The sequence below is a fragment of the Actinomadura sp. 7K507 genome (genome assembly GCF_004348425.1).
Taxonomy (GTDB): domain Bacteria; phylum Actinomycetota; class Actinomycetes; order Streptosporangiales; family Streptosporangiaceae; genus Spirillospora.
On the sequence record NZ_SMKK01000222.1, the window covers coordinates 1 to 16,108 of the forward strand.

At 74.6% G+C, this 16,108-nt stretch carries 15 protein-coding genes; 8 read left to right on the forward strand and 7 right to left on the reverse strand.

Features of this window, described 5'->3' with window-relative positions; all coding sequences use genetic code 11:
* The coding region (locus tag E1285_RS35375) for a DUF1990 family protein (RefSeq protein ID WP_132158947.1) at positions 1-1,471 on the forward strand (1,471 nt) is incomplete at its 5' end.
* Between the two features lie 618 nt (positions 1,472-2,089).
* On the opposite strand, the gene E1285_RS35385 is transcribed toward E1285_RS35375, so the two are convergent.
* From E1285_RS35385 to E1285_RS35395, 3 genes are all read right to left on the reverse strand, one after another.
* A complete protein-coding gene (locus E1285_RS35385) occupies positions 2,090-3,082 on the reverse strand; it encodes a DUF523 and DUF1722 domain-containing protein (protein WP_132158960.1) in 993 nt (330 codons plus the stop codon).
* 8 nt (positions 3,083-3,090) lie between these two features.
* On the reverse strand, positions 3,091-3,588 hold the full coding sequence (locus E1285_RS35390; RefSeq protein ID WP_132158948.1) for a sigma-70 family RNA polymerase sigma factor: 498 nt from the start codon (positions 3,586-3,588) through the stop codon (positions 3,091-3,093).
* A gap of 69 nt (positions 3,589-3,657) precedes the next feature.
* Positions 3,658-4,617 (reverse strand): MerR family transcriptional regulator, encoded by a 960-nt coding sequence (locus E1285_RS35395; protein ID WP_132158949.1) that lies wholly within the window; start codon positions 4,615-4,617, stop codon positions 3,658-3,660.
* 119 nt (positions 4,618-4,736) lie between these two features.
* Between E1285_RS35395 and E1285_RS35400 the strand changes: the two genes are divergently transcribed.
* The 6 genes from E1285_RS35400 to E1285_RS35425 all read left to right on the forward strand — a co-directional run bounded on the left by E1285_RS35400 (position 4,737) and on the right by E1285_RS35425 (position 11,651).
* Positions 4,737-6,029 (forward strand): deoxyribodipyrimidine photo-lyase, encoded by a 1,293-nt coding sequence (locus E1285_RS35400; RefSeq protein ID WP_132158950.1) that lies wholly within the window; start codon positions 4,737-4,739, stop codon positions 6,027-6,029.
* Positions 6,030-6,145: 116 nt separating this feature from the next.
* Complete coding sequence (locus tag E1285_RS35405) at positions 6,146-6,559, forward strand: hypothetical protein (protein WP_207947056.1); 414 nt, start codon at positions 6,146-6,148, stop codon at positions 6,557-6,559.
* 107 nt (positions 6,560-6,666) lie between these two features.
* A complete protein-coding gene (locus E1285_RS35410; protein WP_207947057.1) occupies positions 6,667-8,181 on the forward strand; it encodes an SDR family oxidoreductase in 1,515 nt (504 codons plus the stop codon).
* 86 nt (positions 8,182-8,267) lie between these two features.
* Positions 8,268-9,767 (forward strand): phytoene desaturase family protein, encoded by a 1,500-nt coding sequence (gene crtI / locus E1285_RS35415; protein ID WP_132158952.1) that lies wholly within the window; start codon positions 8,268-8,270, stop codon positions 9,765-9,767.
* A complete protein-coding gene (locus tag E1285_RS35420) occupies positions 9,764-10,660 on the forward strand; it encodes a phytoene/squalene synthase family protein (protein ID WP_132158953.1) in 897 nt (298 codons plus the stop codon). Before crtI (E1285_RS35415) ends, E1285_RS35420 begins: the two co-directional genes overlap by 4 nt.
* Position 10,661: 1 nt before the next feature.
* Positions 10,662-11,651 carry a phosphate acyltransferase PlsX gene (locus E1285_RS35425; protein WP_132158954.1) on the forward strand — a complete coding sequence of 330 codons (990 nt, stop codon included), beginning with the start codon at positions 10,662-10,664 and terminating at the stop codon, positions 11,649-11,651.
* 5 nt (positions 11,652-11,656) lie between these two features.
* On the opposite strand, the gene E1285_RS35430 is transcribed toward E1285_RS35425, so the two are convergent.
* Positions 11,657-12,376, reverse strand: a complete 720-nt coding sequence (locus E1285_RS35430) for a spheroidene monooxygenase (protein WP_132158955.1) — start codon at positions 12,374-12,376, stop codon at positions 11,657-11,659.
* On the opposite strand from E1285_RS35430, the gene E1285_RS35435 reads away from it, so the two are divergent.
* Complete coding sequence (locus E1285_RS35435; RefSeq protein ID WP_132158956.1) at positions 12,375-13,046, forward strand: glycerol-3-phosphate acyltransferase; 672 nt, start codon at positions 12,375-12,377, stop codon at positions 13,044-13,046. The genes E1285_RS35430 and E1285_RS35435 overlap by 2 nt on opposite strands.
* Here the strand turns inward: E1285_RS35435 and E1285_RS35440 are convergent.
* From E1285_RS35440 to E1285_RS35450, 3 genes are all read right to left on the reverse strand, one after another.
* On the reverse strand, positions 12,961-14,136 hold the full coding sequence (locus E1285_RS35440) for a glycosyltransferase family 2 protein (RefSeq protein ID WP_243723275.1): 1,176 nt from the start codon (positions 14,134-14,136) through the stop codon (positions 12,961-12,963). The genes E1285_RS35435 and E1285_RS35440 overlap by 86 nt on opposite strands.
* 41 nt (positions 14,137-14,177) lie before the next feature.
* Entirely contained in the window at positions 14,178-15,647 is a 1,470-nt protein-coding gene (gene crtI / locus E1285_RS35445; RefSeq protein WP_132158957.1) for a phytoene desaturase family protein, read from the reverse strand.
* Positions 15,635-16,108 (reverse strand): carotenoid biosynthesis protein (locus E1285_RS35450; RefSeq protein WP_132158958.1); only part of this gene is annotated, 474 nt, incomplete at its 5' end. The genes E1285_RS35450 and crtI (E1285_RS35445), both read right to left, overlap by 13 nt.

Here is a 16,108-nt window from a genome sequence, read left to right on the forward strand (position 1 = left end):
CGTCGTGCGAGTGAGTTGGCGGCGGCGTGCGCGTGCGCTGCGCTGGCCGGCGGGCATGGGGGTCGCGGCGTGGCGGTGGTTGTGGGGTTCGCGCCGGGTGCCGCGGCGCCGGCTCCGGACCGAAGCGGCCTCGGAGATCGAGGAGATCCCGCGCCGTGGTGGAGGCGGGGTGCAAGACCAGCGGCAGGGTGTCGGGCCGGTCTACCAGCGGCGCTACTCGGTCCGCATCTCCGGTAGCCCGCTGACCGCGGCCCAGTTGATCGAGCGCCTGGGCGACGATCTGAACGCCGCTTCACCGGTGGAGATCGCCGTCTTCGACAAGACCTCGGGGACGTCCCATCCGATGGAGACGAGCGACGAGTACGTCGTCCATATGCCGGGGCCTTGGAACTGCCCGGTCCGGGTGGTGGAACGGACGCCGGTGTCGTTCCGGTTCGCGACGCTGACCGGCCACATGGAGGCCGGCGAGATCGAGTTCCGCGCGGACTCCCGTGAAGGCGACCTCGTGTTCACGATCGAGTCCTGGGCGCGAAGCGGTGACCGGCTGGCGGACGTTCTCTATGGAAAGCTGGGCATAGCGAAGGAAATGCAACTTCACATGTGGGCGCATTTCTGCACCCGCGTCGCCGAGTTGTCCGGTGGCCGCATGGTCGGCGACGTGGAAGTCCAGACCGAGCGGGCGGACCCGTCCGGCTCCGGAGGGCGGCGGCTCGCCGCCCGCGCGCTCACCACAGCGTTCACGCGCACGTTCACGCTGGCGGCACGGCTGCGTGAGCGGCCCCTGCACCCGAGGGGCCTGGTGGTCGACGCCACCCTCGACTTGTACGGGACGTCCCGCTACTGGGAGATCCCCTTCCTGGACGATCGCACGGAACTCCGGGGCGAGGTGCGGCTTTCCCGCGCGATGGGCCTGCCGGACGCGCTGCCGGACGTCCTGGGTCTGGCACTGCGATGGCGACAGCCGGACGACACGGAACCGGACGACACCGAACCGGAGGCCACGGCGGAGCTGCTGCTCGCCACGACCGGGCATACCCGGCTGGGCCGCCATCTGCTCCGGCCCGCGTCCGGATGGAGCCCGGCGTTCTACGGTTGCCTGCTGGCGTACCGGGCCGGTGACCGCCGGATTCTGCTGGGGGCCGTCGCGCGGCGGGACCAGGTCGTCCCGGCGGGCCTCCCGGCGCTCGCACGCGCCCTGGACGAGCGGCCCCTGCTGCTGGACCTGGTGGTGGCGACCGAGTTCGGCGCCTGGGAGCGGTTCGGCGAACTGCGGCTCCACGGGCCCGCGCGGAGCGATGACAGGGCGGCGGCGCGTTTCAATCCCGCCCGGAATCCCATCCGGGGACTGAGCCCCGCCGGGCTGCTCCAGCAAGTGCGCGGCGCGACCTACACCGCCGTCCAGGACTTGCCCCGCCGTGCCGGTTCCGCGCGCCATGAGCGGCGCCGTCAACCGGAGAAGACAGCCCCATGAGAAGGACCACGCGCGCCCGCCGGCGAATGCGGCGGCTCCATGCCGGGCTGCACCGGCGTCCCCTCAACTTCGACCCGGACCGGCACGACACGCACCGCCCGGAGAGCGGCTGGCATGTCGATGACCACAGGCAGCCGCTGCCGGCGGAGCCGCCCGGTCCGCCGGTCCCCGGTGGGAGCTGGGAAGTCGCCCGGGGTCTCGTCCGGGACTACCAGTACGCCGACCCGGCCATCATCCGGGAGATCTGCCGGTCGGGGCCTCCGGAGCCGGGCCGGAACATGCTGCTCGAAGGCCGGTTCTACGGCCTGCGTTTCTACCTCGGCCTCCGTGTCGGCGACGTCGTCGACGGATACATCGAGGAGGACGGCCGCCAGGCCCGGGTGTGGGGTTGGAATTACCAGACCCTGGAGGGGCACCTCGAACGCGGCCAGATGGACCAGGAGGTCCGCAAATGGCTCGACACAGGCGAGGTGGAGTTCCACGTCCACGGATTCTCGCAACGGGCGCCCATCCCGAACCCCGTCGTGCGTCTGGGCTTCATCCTCTTCGGCAGGGCCACCCAGGTCAGGTTCTACAGGCGAGCATGCCGGCGCATGCGGAAGATGACGGTGGCCGCGCTCACTGAAGGTGATGGCGGAGCAGGAGGTCGGGCGGGAACGGCTCCAGGTAGGTCTGCTGTGAGAGGTAATCGAGGTGCTCCCCTTCGGCGTGGTGGCGCAGCAGGGCGACCGGGACGCTGAGCGGTGCTTCTCCGCACCTGTAGGACTCGATGGCGGCGACGATGTCGTGCCGCCGAGCCGCGTTGAGGTGCTCGCTCAAGGGGCCGAGGACGTGCAGGAGCGCGTTGGTGTGGCGGCCGCGTTTCGGCCGGACGGCCAGAGCGCGGTCGAACGCGCGGCGGTAACCGGCTTCCACGTCGTCGGGGTGGCGGGTGCCGGCTCCGGCGACGATCCGGCCCAGCTCCCGGTAGGCCGCCGGGTCGTGGGCGAGAACCTGCAGCTTGTGGCGGCTGTGAAAGGCGATGAGGTCGCGGGGGCGCCAGTCGCGGGCGAAGAGTTCGCGGATCCGGGCGTGGGCGAAGACGCGTTCGACGAAGTGCTCGCGAAGGACGGGATCGTTGAGCCGTCCGTCCTCTTCGGCGGGAAGGTGCGGGAACGCGTCGGTGACGAGGGCGGCGAAGACGCCGCGGCCGTGGCGGTCCACCGGTTGCCCGTCCGTGCGTTCGCCGGGGAGGCCCGACGCGTAGCGCGGCAGGTTCAGCAGCGCGCAACTGGGCGAGCGCGACTTGAACACGTACCCGTCGACGTCGGCTATGTCGAGGATGCGGTCGTTCGCCAGTGCGGTCATCGCGCGGGTGTGATCGGCGGTCTCGTCCTTGGTGACGATCCGTCCGTCGGTGCGCAGGCGCATGGTCGGCCGGGGCGCGCCGAGCCCGATCTCCATTTCCGGGCAGATCGGCACCCAGTCGACATGGTGGGCGAGGAGCCCGGTGAGGAACCTGTCGCGGCTGTGGCCGCCGTTGTAGCGGACCGGCGCCCCCAGGAGGCAACTGGACACGGCGACCCTGGGACGCGGATGGCCACCGGCGGGAGCGGGCCCCGGGGGCGGCATGGGCGGGGTCACAGCAGTTCCCTCATCCGGCGCATGCCGCGGGTGGTGCGCGCCTTGACGGTCCCGAGCGGCACGTTCAGCCGGTCGGCGATCTCCCGCTGGGTCAGCTGCCCGAAGTGGGCCAGCACGATCGCCTGCCGCTGCGCGACGGGCAGGATCGCGAGGGCGTCGCGGACATCGCACGCGACGTCCACCGCGGGCGCCGGGTCGGGCGTCCGCCCGGCCTCCTCCAGCGGAACCGCCCGCCGGTGGTGGCGCGCTTCCGAGCGCAACTGGTCGATGGCGCGGCGGCGGGCGATGGCCAGAACCCACGGCGTGAGGCCGCGCGACGGATCGAAGCGCCGGCGTGCCCGCCAGAGCTCCAGGAACACGATCTGGACGACGTCGTCGACCGCATGGCCGGGGACCAGTCTCGCCACGTGGTGGCGGACGAGGGGCCCGAGCGTCGCGTAGCACTCGGTCAGTGCCGTCTCGTCGCCTTGCGCGATCCTGTGGCCGAGCGTCATGCCCCTTCTTGTCCCCGAGGGAAACCGCTTCAAAACTTGTTCATAGTCAAAGCCCCAGCGTACAGCCGATCACGGACGCAGTTCGGCGACGGCTTCGTCCAGGCTCGCCACCTGTACGGCAGCGGCGGGCAGCCGGTCACGAGCCCAGCCCGGCCCCCCGACGACCAGGCGGTACGGCGGCCGGGACGCCGGAAGCGCGCCGAACCACGCGGGGTCGCCGGTCTCGGCGATCCGGGACCAGACGAAGACCGCGACCGGCCCGGTGCGCCGGACGGCGGCGGCCAGAGCCCGCGCCGGCACCCGCGCCCCCAGGAAGGCCACCGCGACGTCCGCCTCGGCGAGCGCGGCGGCGAGCGCGTACACCGGAAGGCTGTGCTGCTCTTCCGGCGCGCACGCGAGCAGGACGGGGCGGGCGTTGCGCGGACGCACGGGCGGTGGCACCCCGGCCAGGTGGCCGAGCAGCACGCTGGACAGGAGGTGCTCGACGTCCACGCAGTCGCCGGTCGCCGCGTGCTTGCGGCCGATCCCGCCCAGGACGGGCACGAAAAGCCCGTTCCACGCGCGGGTGACCCCGTCCCGGGCGAGCGCGGTCCGCACGGCGTCGCTCATCGCGGGGGCGTCCAGCGCCATGGCGGCGCGGGCCAGGCCTCTGACCTCGGCGCCTTCCGGCCCGCGGGTCGCCGCGCCGACGGGCACGCGGTTGCCTCCCGCGCCGTGCCCGCGCGGCGAGGGCGGTTCACCGGGCGGCGCCTCCAGCCCGGCACCCGGCGCCCCCAATTCGGCACCCGGCGCCTCCAGCGCGGCGCGCGCCGCCTCGCCCGGCGGGGCGCCGGCGAGGAGGAGCCGCTGCATGACCTCCAGACGCGCGACGTCGGCCGGGGTGTAGCGGCGGTGCGTACCCGTGCTGCGGCGGGAGGGGCCGATGCCGTACCTGCGGTCCCAGGTGCGCAGAGTGGAGGCGGCCACGCCGAGCCGCCGCGCCACCGCGCCCACGCTCAGCCCGGCCTCCCACTCCGGCGGCCCGCCCATGTGCCTCCCGTCGACTGCCGCACCCGCCCGACCGCACAGCGTACGGTCCACCCGGACTTCGCCGGGACCGGTCGCCCCGGTTGCAACCGGTCCCGGGCGTCGGCGCGAAGACATGGGTGATGAGCACCTCGATCATGCTGTTCACCCGGGACCTGCGGGTTCGCGACAATCCCGCGCTGGCGGCCGCGTGCCGGGCCGAGCGCGCCGTGCCCGCCTTCGTGCTCGACGACGCGATCTTGGACGGGCCGTTCGGCGCACCCAACCGCGTCCGGTTCCTCCTGGAGAGCCTTGCCGATCTCCGTACGTCGCTGCGTGATCTGGGCGGCGATCTGGTGGTGCGCCGGGGCGACCCGGCCACGGAGGTCGGGCGGCTGGCCGGGGAGACCGGCGCGGGTTCGCTGTTCCTCGCCGACGAGCGGTCGGCGTACGGGGTACGGCGGCTCCGGAGACTCCGCGAGCTCGACGTCGAGGTCTCGGCGCACCCCGGCGTCACGGTCGTCCCGCCTGGAGAGCTCACCCCGTCCGGCGGCGATCACTACCGGGTGTTCACGCCGTACTGGCGGGCGTGGGAAGCGGCACGACGGCGCCCGACCGCGAAGACACCCGCGGCGATCCGCCTGCCGTCCCGGCTGAGACCCGGTTCGCTCCCGAAGCTCGCCGGCCTGGCCTCCGGTTCCCCGTCCCCCGACGCGGCTCCCGGCGGTGAACGGGAGGGACGGCGGCGCATGACGAGATGGCTGGACGAGGCCGCCGCCGGCTACGACGAGAACCACGACGATCTCGCCGCCGACCGCACCTCCCGGCTCAGCCCGTACCTGAAGTTCGGCTGCGTCTCACCGCTGGAGCTGGCGAAGGCCGGCCCGGACGGCTTCCGGCGCCAGCTCGCGTGGCGCGACTTCCACCACCAGGTCGCCGCCGCCTTCCCCGCGCTCGCCCGGGACGACTACCGGCCGCGCGGGCAGCGGTGGAACGAGGACGAGGACGCCCTCGCCGCCTGGCGGGACGGCACGACGGGCATCCCGATCGTCGACGCGGGAATGCGGCAGCTGCGTCGCGAGGGCTTCATGCACAACCGCGCACGCCTCATCACCGCGTCGTTCCTGACCCGCGACCTCGGCATCGACTGGCGGCACGGCCTGCGCCACTTCAGCGACTGGCTCACCGACGGCGACATCGCCGACAACGCGGGGAACTGGCAGTGGGTGGCCGGCACCGGCAACAACACACGGCCCGGCCAGGTCATGAATCCGCTCCGGCAGGCGTCCCGCTTCGACCCCCGCGGCGACTACGTGCGCCGGTACGTGCCAGAACTCGCGGGCGTCGAAGGCTCGCGCGTCCACCGCCCCTGGACGCTTCCCGAGTCCGGCGGGCGGGCTCCGGCCTACCCGCCGCCCATCATCGACATCGAATGACCCGCCTCATTCGAGTGGCCATGGCCGCACTTCGTCAGACCGGACGCGTGCCCCTCGCGATACCCGCCGCCGAGCCGGGTAGGCACCCAGGAACACCTGGTCAACGAGGAGTCGTCATGTCTTCGGAAACCGACGGCGAGCGCTATGGCTTCGCCTTCGAGCACCGCCTGCTCCGCCCGATGGCCCTGCTCGGCATCCGGCCGGACACCTGCGGGCTGGTGATCGCGTCCGATGAGCTGCTGGTGCGTTTCGGGCCGTGGCGGGTGCGGTCGCCGCTGGACAACGTGGCCGGCGCCGAGGTGTCCGGCCCCTACAGCGCCTGGAAGGCCATCGGCGTCCACTTGTCGCTGGCCGACGGCGGGCTGACCTTCGGCACCAGCAGCGAGCAGGGCGTGTGCATCCGTTTCCACCGTCCGGTCCCCGGCTCGGAGCCGACCGGCCTGCTGCGCCACCGAGGGCTGACCCTCACCCTCGCCGACTCCCCCGCCGCCGCGGAACGGCTCCAGGGCATGGTCTCGGCCCGGCGATAGGCGTACGGATCGGTTGCCCCCATGAGCGGCAAAATCGCGGGCACCGCGCGCTTACATAGGTCAGCGCCGGGTACGCGGCGGCCGTGGATCGCCGAGACTCGTGCCTGGTGACGGGCGCCAGCGGTTACATCGGGGGACGGCTCGTTCCCGAGCTGCTGGACGCCGGCCACCGGGTGCGGTGCATGGCCCGTTCGGCGCGGCGGCTGCGCGATCACCCCTGGGCCGGACGGGTGGAGGTCGCGGAGGCCGACGCCACCGATCCGGGGGCGACCCGGCGCGCGATGGAAGGTATCGACGTCGCCTACTACCTGATCCATGCGATCGGTGGCACGGGCGGTGGCACGGGCGGCTTCGCCGAGAGCGACCGCCGGGCCGCCCGCGCCTTCGCCTGGGCGGCGCGGGACGCTGGGGTGCGGCGGCTGGTCTACCTCGGCGGCATGACCCCCGAGGAGGAGCTGTCGCCGCATCTGCGGTCCCGCGCGGAGGTCGGCGAGATCATGCTCGGCAGCGGCGTGCCCGCCGTGTGGCTGCGCGCCGCGGTGATCATCGGCTCGGGTTCGGCGTCGTTCGAGATGCTGCGCTACCTCACCGAACGGCTCCCGGCGATGGTCACGCCGCGGTGGGTGCACACGCGGATCCAGCCGATCGCGATCCGGGACGTCCTGCACTACCTGGTGGCCTCGGCGAACCTGCCCGCCGGCGTGAACCGCGGCTTCGACATCGGCGGGCCGGACGTGCTCACCTACGCCGACATGATGCGCCGGTACGCCGCCGTGGCCGGGCTGAACCGGCGGCTCATCGTCCCGGTCCCGGTGCTGAGCCCGTCGCTGTCGAGCCTGTGGGTGGGGGTGATCACCCCTGTGCCCGGACGTATCGCACGCCCGCTGGTCGAGTCCCTGCGCAACGAGGTCGTGTGCAGGGAAAACGACATCAGCCAGTACGTCGCGCCGCCACCTGAGGGACCGATCGGGTTCGATCGTTCGGTCGCGCTGGCGCTGCGCCGGGTCCGTGAGGCGGACGTGGCCACGCGCTGGTCGTCGGCCGCCGTCCCCGGCGCGCCGAGCGATCCGCTGCCGACGGACCCGGACTGGGCCGGCGGCAGCCTCTACACCGACGACCGGTCGTGCCGGGCGGACGCTCCGCCGGACCGGCTGTGGGAGGTCGTCGAGGCGATCGGCGGGGAGCGCGGCTGGTACTCCTTCCCGCTCGCCTGGCGGGCACGGGGCGCCATCGACCGGCTGGTCGGCGGAGTCGGGCTGCGGCGGGGCCGCCGGGACCCGCGCCGGCTGCGCATCGGGGAGACGGTGGACTTCTGGCGCGTCGAGGAGATCGAGGCGGGGCGGCTGCTGCGGCTGCGCGCCGAGATGCGGCTGCCCGGCCTGGCCTGGCTGGAGCTGAGGGTGTCCGGCGAGGACGGCGGCGGCCTGCTGGAGCAGCGGGCGCTGTTCCACCCGCGAGGGCTGGCCGGCCACGCGTACTGGTGGGCGTTCCGGCCGTTCCACGACCGGATCTTCGGAGGGATGTGCCGCGGCATCGCCCGCGCGGCCGAGCGCCCGGCCGAGCGGTCGGGTGCGCGGTCGGCCGAGCGACCAAGGGTGGGCGAGCGGCGCGGAACGCGCTGAGCCGTTCCCCGCGGCGCGGTGCAACCGATCCGCCGCCGCACACCGAAGAACTGGACGAACCGCACGGAACGGCGATGGGAGGGCTGATGGCGGCACGCGGTCCCTTCGTCCACGGTCGCGTCGTCCACGGTCGCGTCGTCGTGGTCGGGGCGGGCCTGTCGGGTCTCTCCGCGGCGATTCACCTGGCGGCCCGGGGCCGCGAGGTCGTGGTGGTCGAAGCCTCCGGCGAGCCGGGCGGCTGCTGCGGATCGGCGACCCTGGGGCCCTACCGGTTCGACACCGGTCCCTCGGTGCTGACGATGCCGGACGTCCTGGCCGAGACGTTCGGCGCGGCCGGGGAGGACATCGGGAACCTGCTGCCGCTGCGGCGCCTGGATCCCTTTTACCGGCTGGCCTTCCATGACGGCTCGCACCTGGACGTGGTGGCGGGCGCGCAGGAGATGGCCGGCAACGTGCGGGCACTGTGCGGACCGGCCGAGGCCGACCGGTACCTGCGGTTCCGGCGGCGGCTCGGCGCGATGTTCGAAGCGGAATGGTCCTCGTTCATCGACGCGGACATGACCCGGCTGCGCGGCATGGCGCGCCCGGCCGCGCTGCTGAGGCTGGCGGCGGCGGGCGGGTTCCGCCGCCTGGACAGGTTCACGGCCTCGCAGCTGACCGACGAGCGGCTCGTCCGGGCGCACACCTTCCAGGCCCTGTACGTCGGGCTGGCTCCGGCCAGGGCACTGGCGATCTACGCCGCCGTCGCGCACATGGACACCGTCGGCGGCGTCTACTTCCCGGCCGCCGGAGGCATGAACGCCGTCCCGGACGCGCTGGCCGCGGCGGCGGAGAAGGTCGGCGCCCGCATCCGCTACGGCACGCGCGCGGAGCGGGTCGAGACCGGCGCGTCCGGGGTGACGGCGGTCCGGCTGGACGGCGGGGAACGGCTCCCCGCGAGCCACGCGGTGATCGCCTGCGATCTGGTCCGGGCCCACGCCGGGCTGCTGCCCGAGGCGGCGGCCGACTGGCGGCTGCGGCGGCCGCGCTACTCGCCGTCCTGCCTGGTCATGCACTTCGGCCTCGACCGGCCGACACCCGGACGGGCGCACCACACCCTGCATTTCGGACGGGAGTGGGCGGCGACGTTCGCCGCCCTGGCGTCCGGACGCCCGCAACCCGACCCGAGCCTGCTGATCACCGCCCCCGGGACCGACGCGACGGCCGCGCCGGACGGGCACTCGACGCTGAGCGTGCTGGAACCCGCCCCCAACCTGGTCTCCGGAGCGGACTGGGAGCGTCTCACGCCGCGGCTGGAGCGCCGCATGCTCGGCCGCCTCGCCGACCTGGGATACGGGGACCTGTCGGCGGCACCGAGGATCACCTTCGATCCACCGGCCTGGGCGCGGCTCGGGCACTCGGCCGGCACCCCCTTCGCCCTCGACCACCGCTTCCGCCAGACGGCGTGGCTGCGGCCCTCGGGCCGCAGCCGCCGCGTTCCCGGCCTGCACTTCGCCGGGATGTACACCGCGCCGGGCGTGGGCGTCCCGCCTGCCCTGATCTCCGGACGGCTGGCCGCCGCACGGATCCTGGAGGACGGCCGATGACGCTGACCACGAGCTACGAGCACTGCCGCCGCCTCAACGCCCGCCACGGGCGCTCCTTCTACCTGGCCACGCTGCTGCTGCCGGCGTGGAAACGGCGGCACGTGCACGCCCTGTACGGTTTCGCGCGCCATGTCGACGACATCGTCGACGCGTCCGGGGACGTGCCGGGGCGGGCCGAGGCGCTCGACGGGGTGACCCGGCGGTTGAGGGCGTCCCTGGCGGGCGAGCCGATCGACGACCCGGTGCTGCCCGCGTTCGTGCACACCGTGCGGTCCTTCGACGTCGAACGGGCCGACGTCGACGCGTTCCTGCGGTCCATGCGGACCGACCTGACCGTCACGCGCTACACCACCTACGACGACCTGCTGGTCTACATGGAGGGGTCGGCCGCCGCGATCGGCCTGATGATGCTTCCGGTGCTGGAGACGGTTCCCGGTGCGGAGCAGCGCGCCCGCGAGCCCGCCCGGGAGCTGGGTCGGGCGTTCCAGCTCACCAACTTCCTGCGGGACGTCGCCGAGGACCTGGGCCGCGGCCGCGTCTACCTTCCGCTGAACGACCTGGAGAAGTTCGGGGTGACCGAGGCCGGCCTCGCCGCCGGCCGCACCCGGGAGCTGTGCGAACTGGTCGCGTTCGAGGCCGGCCGAGCCCATGACCACTACCGCCGCGCACTGGAAGGCGTGGAGCTGCTGGTGCCGTCCTCACGGCCGTGCATCCGCGCCGCGTACGAGCTGTACGGCGGCATTCTCGACCGGATCGCCGCCGCCGGCCACGACGTGCTGGCGGGCCGGGCACGGGTGCCCCGCCGCCGGAGGGCGCGGATCTTCGCGCGGCACCTGCTGGCCGCCTCCGCGGCGGGGCGTGCCGAGCGGCGCCTGCCGTCCGGGGCCGCCTGACATGGGCGACGAGCGGCGGACGGCGGACGGGGCGGCCCGGCCCGTCGTCCTGGACGCGATGGGCGGCGATCACGGGCCGGCCGAGACGGTGGCGGGCGCGCTGAAGGCCCGCCGCGAGCACGGTGTGCCGGTCGTCCTCGCCGGCCGGGCCGAGGAGATCGACCGCGAACTGCGGCGGCACGGGGCCGTCGGCCGGGTGGACGTGCTGCACGCGGACGAGGTGGTGCCGATGACCGAGACCGGCGCGGGGGCCGCCGCCCGGCCGGGGACGAGCCTGATGGCCGGCTGCGAGCTGGCCCGGCGTGCGGGGGCGGCGTTCGTCTCGGCCGGTTCCACGGGCGCCGTGGTGACGGCCGCGGTCCGGACCTTCGGGCGGCGGGAGGGCGTGCTGCGTCCGGCGCTGGCCGTGGCCCTGCCCACGCCGGCCGGCTCGACCGTGCTGATCGACGCGGGCGGAACGGCCGACCCGACCGCGGAGATGCTCGCGCAGTTCGCGGTGCTGGGCGCCATGTACGCGCGGAACGTCCTCGGCGTGCCCGACCCGTCCGTCGGCCTGCTGTCCATCGGATCCGAAGGCGGGAAGGGCAACCGGCTCACCCGCGACGCGGGGCGGCTGCTGCCCGCCATGCCCGTCCGCTTCCACGGCAACGTCGAGGGCCACGACGTGCTGGCCGGGACCGTGGACGTGGTGGTGACCGACGGCTTCACCGGCAACGTCGTGCTGAAGAACATCGAGGGCTGCGTGCGCACCACGCTGGGCCTCGTCGCCCGCGCCGGGATCGCCGAACCGGGCAGGCTGGACGAGGTCGGGCGCCTGTACACCGCCGACACCCACGGTGGCGCGGCGCTGCTGGGCCTGACCGGGACGGTCGTCGTCGCGCACGGCTCCTCGGCATCGGCCGCCATCGCCCGCGCCTGCCGGGTCGCGTCCGATCTGGCCGCCGGGCAGGACGTGGTGAGCGGCCATCTCGCGGCGGGGACGGTCACATGAGGCGCTCAGCCCCGGCCGCGCAGCGGATCGCGGCCGTCCCAGGTGCCTTCGCTTCCGTGGGGCGCGAAACGCGCGAAGAGCTCTTCGGCGTACCAGTCCTCGCCGCGGACCCGTCCGACGACGTCGCGGTGCGCCCCTCCGCGATAGGCGAAACGGGCGATGGCCGCCTCGTCCTCCCAGAGCGAGAACGTCGCCTGCCGGGCCAGCGGCCACTCCCCCACCCCGACCGAGGCGACGCAGCCGTCCTCGCGGTGCAGGGCCCGGTCCACGGCCGCGATCGACCGGTAGAACGCCGCCAGCCGCGCCGGACGGATCGAAGCCCTGGTCAGGACGGCCACCGGGCCGGAGTGGCGAGTCCCGGACCGAGGAGGCCCCGAGCGACGAGCCCCGGCGGCCCCCGCCGGGGCGAACGGGTCGCGTCCGCCCCAGCGGCCGCGCGAGGCCAGCGGCGCGAGACGGACGTGCCACGACTCCTCGGCCTCCGCGCGCCACCGCGCCGCGATCGCCGAGGACCCCATGAAGCCGTCCAGCGCGGCCTCGCCGTCCCACACCGCGAACAGCGCCCACCGGCGCAGGTCGGCGCCCAGGCTCATGGACCGGCCGCGGCCCGTGCCCAGCAACCGCCAGAACCGCAGCCCGGCGGCGGCGCGCAGCCCCGGCCGGTCGAACGCCATGTACCGCATGGCGTCCACACCCGCATACCTGACGAGGTGGAACGAGGCCATGACACCGCTGCTCGAAGGATCGCCGCCGCCCGCCGCCGCGAGGTCCCTGCTCGTGCCCGTCATCGGCGGCTACCTGCTCGGCTCGATACCGGTCGCGGTCCTCGTCGGACGCGTCCACGGGTTCGACCCGCGCTCGGTCGGCGACCGCAACCCCGGCTTCTGGAACGTCATGCAGCGCGTGGGCGGACGGTCGGCCGCCCCCGTGTTCGCCGGTGACCTGCTGAAGGGGACGGCCGCGGGCCTGCTGGGGCTGGCGGCCGGCCGGGCCCGGAAGGGTCCGCTCCGGCCGGTGGCGGGGGACGGCGTCCTGCCGGTGTACGCGGCGGTGGGCGCCGCGATGGCCGGGCACGCGTGGCCGGTGTTCGCCGGACGCAAGGGCGGGCGCTGCGTCCTGACCTTCGCCGGCGGCTTCGCGGTCATCTGCCCGCCCGCCTTCGGGCTCGGCCTCGGGTTGCTGGCCGCGACCGGCGTCGGCGGACGCTCGTTCGCCCGGGGCGCACGCGTCGCGGTGTTCTCGCTGCCCGCGCTGCAACTGCTGTTCGCTCCGGCCGCGCACGTGGCCGGCACCGGGGCGCTGATGTCCCTCATCGGACTGCGTTTCGGCCAGGCCGCGCTCGCCGACCGAGCCGACCGGCGTCCTGGTCGCCGTGAAGAGCCGCCCGCCCGGTGAGACCGACCGCGTCACGCCCGTAGGTTCGGCCGCGCCAGGTACGGCCGGGGCGCAGCGCGGACAGTGCCAGCCGGATCGCGGCGGCCGGATCCAGCAGCGGCGAGAGAATCAGGCCCGGCCCCGGTTCCCGGTAGCTGCCCCAGAGGGCTGCCGTCAGCAGGAGCCGCTGTCCCAGCAGAGCCAGATCGAGCGGCTTCGGACGCCCGGCGACCAGCCGCAGGACCGGCAGCGCCGCGGCCAGCCACACCACCGCCAGATCACCGGCGAGGCGGCCGGGCGTGGTGACGTCCCGCAGCGCGATGGAGCGTCCCCACTGGCGCCACACGTCGGCGGCGGAGGCGTGCATGTCGACCTCCAGCAGCGCGCCCGCGTCGACGAAGGCGACCTTCCAGCCGTCCCGCGCGAGCAGCCTGCCCAGGGCGACGTCGTCGGTGAGATGGCGGCGCACGCGGCCGAACGCGTCCGCCTCCACCATCGCGGACTTGCGGAAGGCCATGCACTGGCCGTTGACCAGGACACGGCCGGGCGACTTCGCCGCCGGGCCGATCGGCCCGAACCGGTAGACCAGCGTGGTCAGCAGCGAGGCGTGCAACGCCTGCTCGGCGACGCCGCCGGTGACGAACCGGGGACCGGCGCTGACCAGGTCCCAGGCGTCCAGCAGTTCCGCGAGCGCCGCGCACAACCCGGCCTTGGGACGGGTGTCGGCGTCCAGCAGCACCACCACGGGCCCGGCCGCCGCCTCCACGCCCTGCCGCAGCGCCCACTGCTTTCCCACCCAACCCGGCGGCGACGGGGCGCCCGCGACGACGGTCGCGCCCGACCGGGCGGCCAGCTTGGCCGTGCCGTCGCGGGATCGGTCGTCCACGACGATGACCTCCCGCACCGCCGGATCGGCCCGCAGCGGCGCCAGGCACGCCTCGATCCGGTCCTCCTCGTCGCGGGCGGGGATCACCACCGAGACCGGCTCCACCTCCCCGGAGTTCGCGGCGAGCGGCGGCGGACGGTCCCGTCCCCGCGCCAGCCGCGCCGCCACCACCAGCGCCGCCGCCGACTGGGCCACGGCCAGCACCCTCACGACCAGCACCCTCACGACCGGCTCCTTCACGACCGGCTCCCTCACGGCCTGCGCCCTCACCACCGGCTCCCTTCGCGGCTCGGCCTCGACGCACCGGCGACGGGAAAGTCCCGCTCCACCAGGGACGCGACGATGCGGCCGCCCATCGCGACCAGCGGCAGCCCACCGCCCGGATGCACCGACCCGCCCACCAGGTACAGGCCCCGCCGGGGTCCCCGGTTGCCGGGCCTGCGCAGCGGCGCCGTCGGGCCGCCGTAGGCGGTGCCGTAGATCGCGCCGCCCGGCGCGCCGTACCGCTCGCGCAGGTCCGCGGGCGTGAACAGCTCCACGAACCGCAGCCGTCCGGCCAGGTCGTGCCCGCGCTGCGCGAGCCGCTCCAGCACCAGGTCCGCATAGGCCTCCGGCGTCATGGGCCACCGTCCGGGATCCCCGGCCGGGACGTTCACCAGCATCACCTGGTTCTCCGCGCCCGGCGGCGCCTGGGACGGGTCGTCCACCGCCGAGCAGCCGATGTGGACGGTCGGGTCCCGCGGCGGCTCGCGCCGGTGGAAGATGTCGCCGAACTCCCGGCGGTAATCGGCCGAGAACAGCACCGAATGATGCGGCAGCCCCTCGGTGCGGCCATCGACGCCGGCCAGGATCAGCAGCGCCGACGACGACGGCCCCAGGCGGGCCATCCTGCGCACCCGCCGCCGGTCGGGGAGCAACCGCCCGTACAGCCCGGCGGCGTCGGCGTTGACGACCACCGCGTCCGCCGCCTCCCGCTCACCGGACGCCAGGACCACGCCGCCGACCGACTCGCCGTCCGCCGAGACGCGGGCGACCTCGCTTCCGGTGCGGACCTCCACCCCCGCCGCGGCCAGCAGCTCCGCCAGATCATCGGCGAGGCGGGCGAGACCGCCCGGCACGTACCATCCGCCGTCCCCGTGCTCGATCGCCGGGACGCATCCCAGCGCGGCCGGCGCCCGGTACGGGTTCGACCCGGCGTACGTGGCGTACCGCCCGACGTACTGCCGCAACCTACGGTCGGTGAAGAAGCGCCGCGCCAGCCCGTGCAGGGTCCGTCCCGGCGCGACCGCCAGCAGATCCCCGGGCCGGGCTCCATCCGGCGGACGTCCCACAGGACCTGCGAAGAAGCTCCGCTGGGAGGCCGCCAGGCAGCCCTGCGCCCAGCCGTAGAAGGCCCGCCAGGCGGCGCCCTGACCGGGAGCGAGCCGGTCGACCTCCCCTTCCATCCGCTCGGGTTCGCGGAAGGCGCGCAGGCGCGACCCGTCGGCGAACCGGTACCTGCACAGCTCGTCCAGCACGACGGGCTCGCGCTCGACCCCCAGCTCCCGGAAGAGGCCGGGCAGGGTGAGCAGCGACGGGCCGAGCGAGAACGTGAACCCGTCCCGTTCACGCTCCGCGAGCTTGCCGCCCAGCCGCCCCAGCCTCTCGTGCAACCGGACCCGGTGGCCTCCCCGCGCCAGCAGCAGCGCGGCGACCATCCCGCCGACGCCGCCACCGACCACGATCACCTCTGCCATGCGCGCCTCCACATCGGCCTCGCCGCACGCCGCGGGCCCGTCCGCCGCCTGACCGCAGCCACCGCCGCCGGGACCGCGAACACCCCCATCGCCGTCCCACCGGCCGCCGCGACGAGCCGGTCGGGCGGATCGAACACCGCCGCGAACGCCAGCGTCTCCATCCCCGCCATCACGCCGTAGAGCGCCACCAGCCCTCCCGGCGCGTCGCGCTCCCAGCCCGCGATCGGTTCCACGGCCCCCATCAGCAGCGCCGACACCGCGAGCCACCCGGCGAAGTTGCCGGCGGGCACGCCCCGGTACGCCCCGCCGTCCGTCCACCTCCACAGGTCCTGCCGCGTCATCTGCGGGTCCAGGAACGCGTCCCATGCCGTCATCGCCGCGGCCCCCACCGCCACGCGTGTCGCCGTCCGCCCCGCCGGGACGAGCGTGGCCGCGACCGCGTGCGCCGCCAGCCCCATACC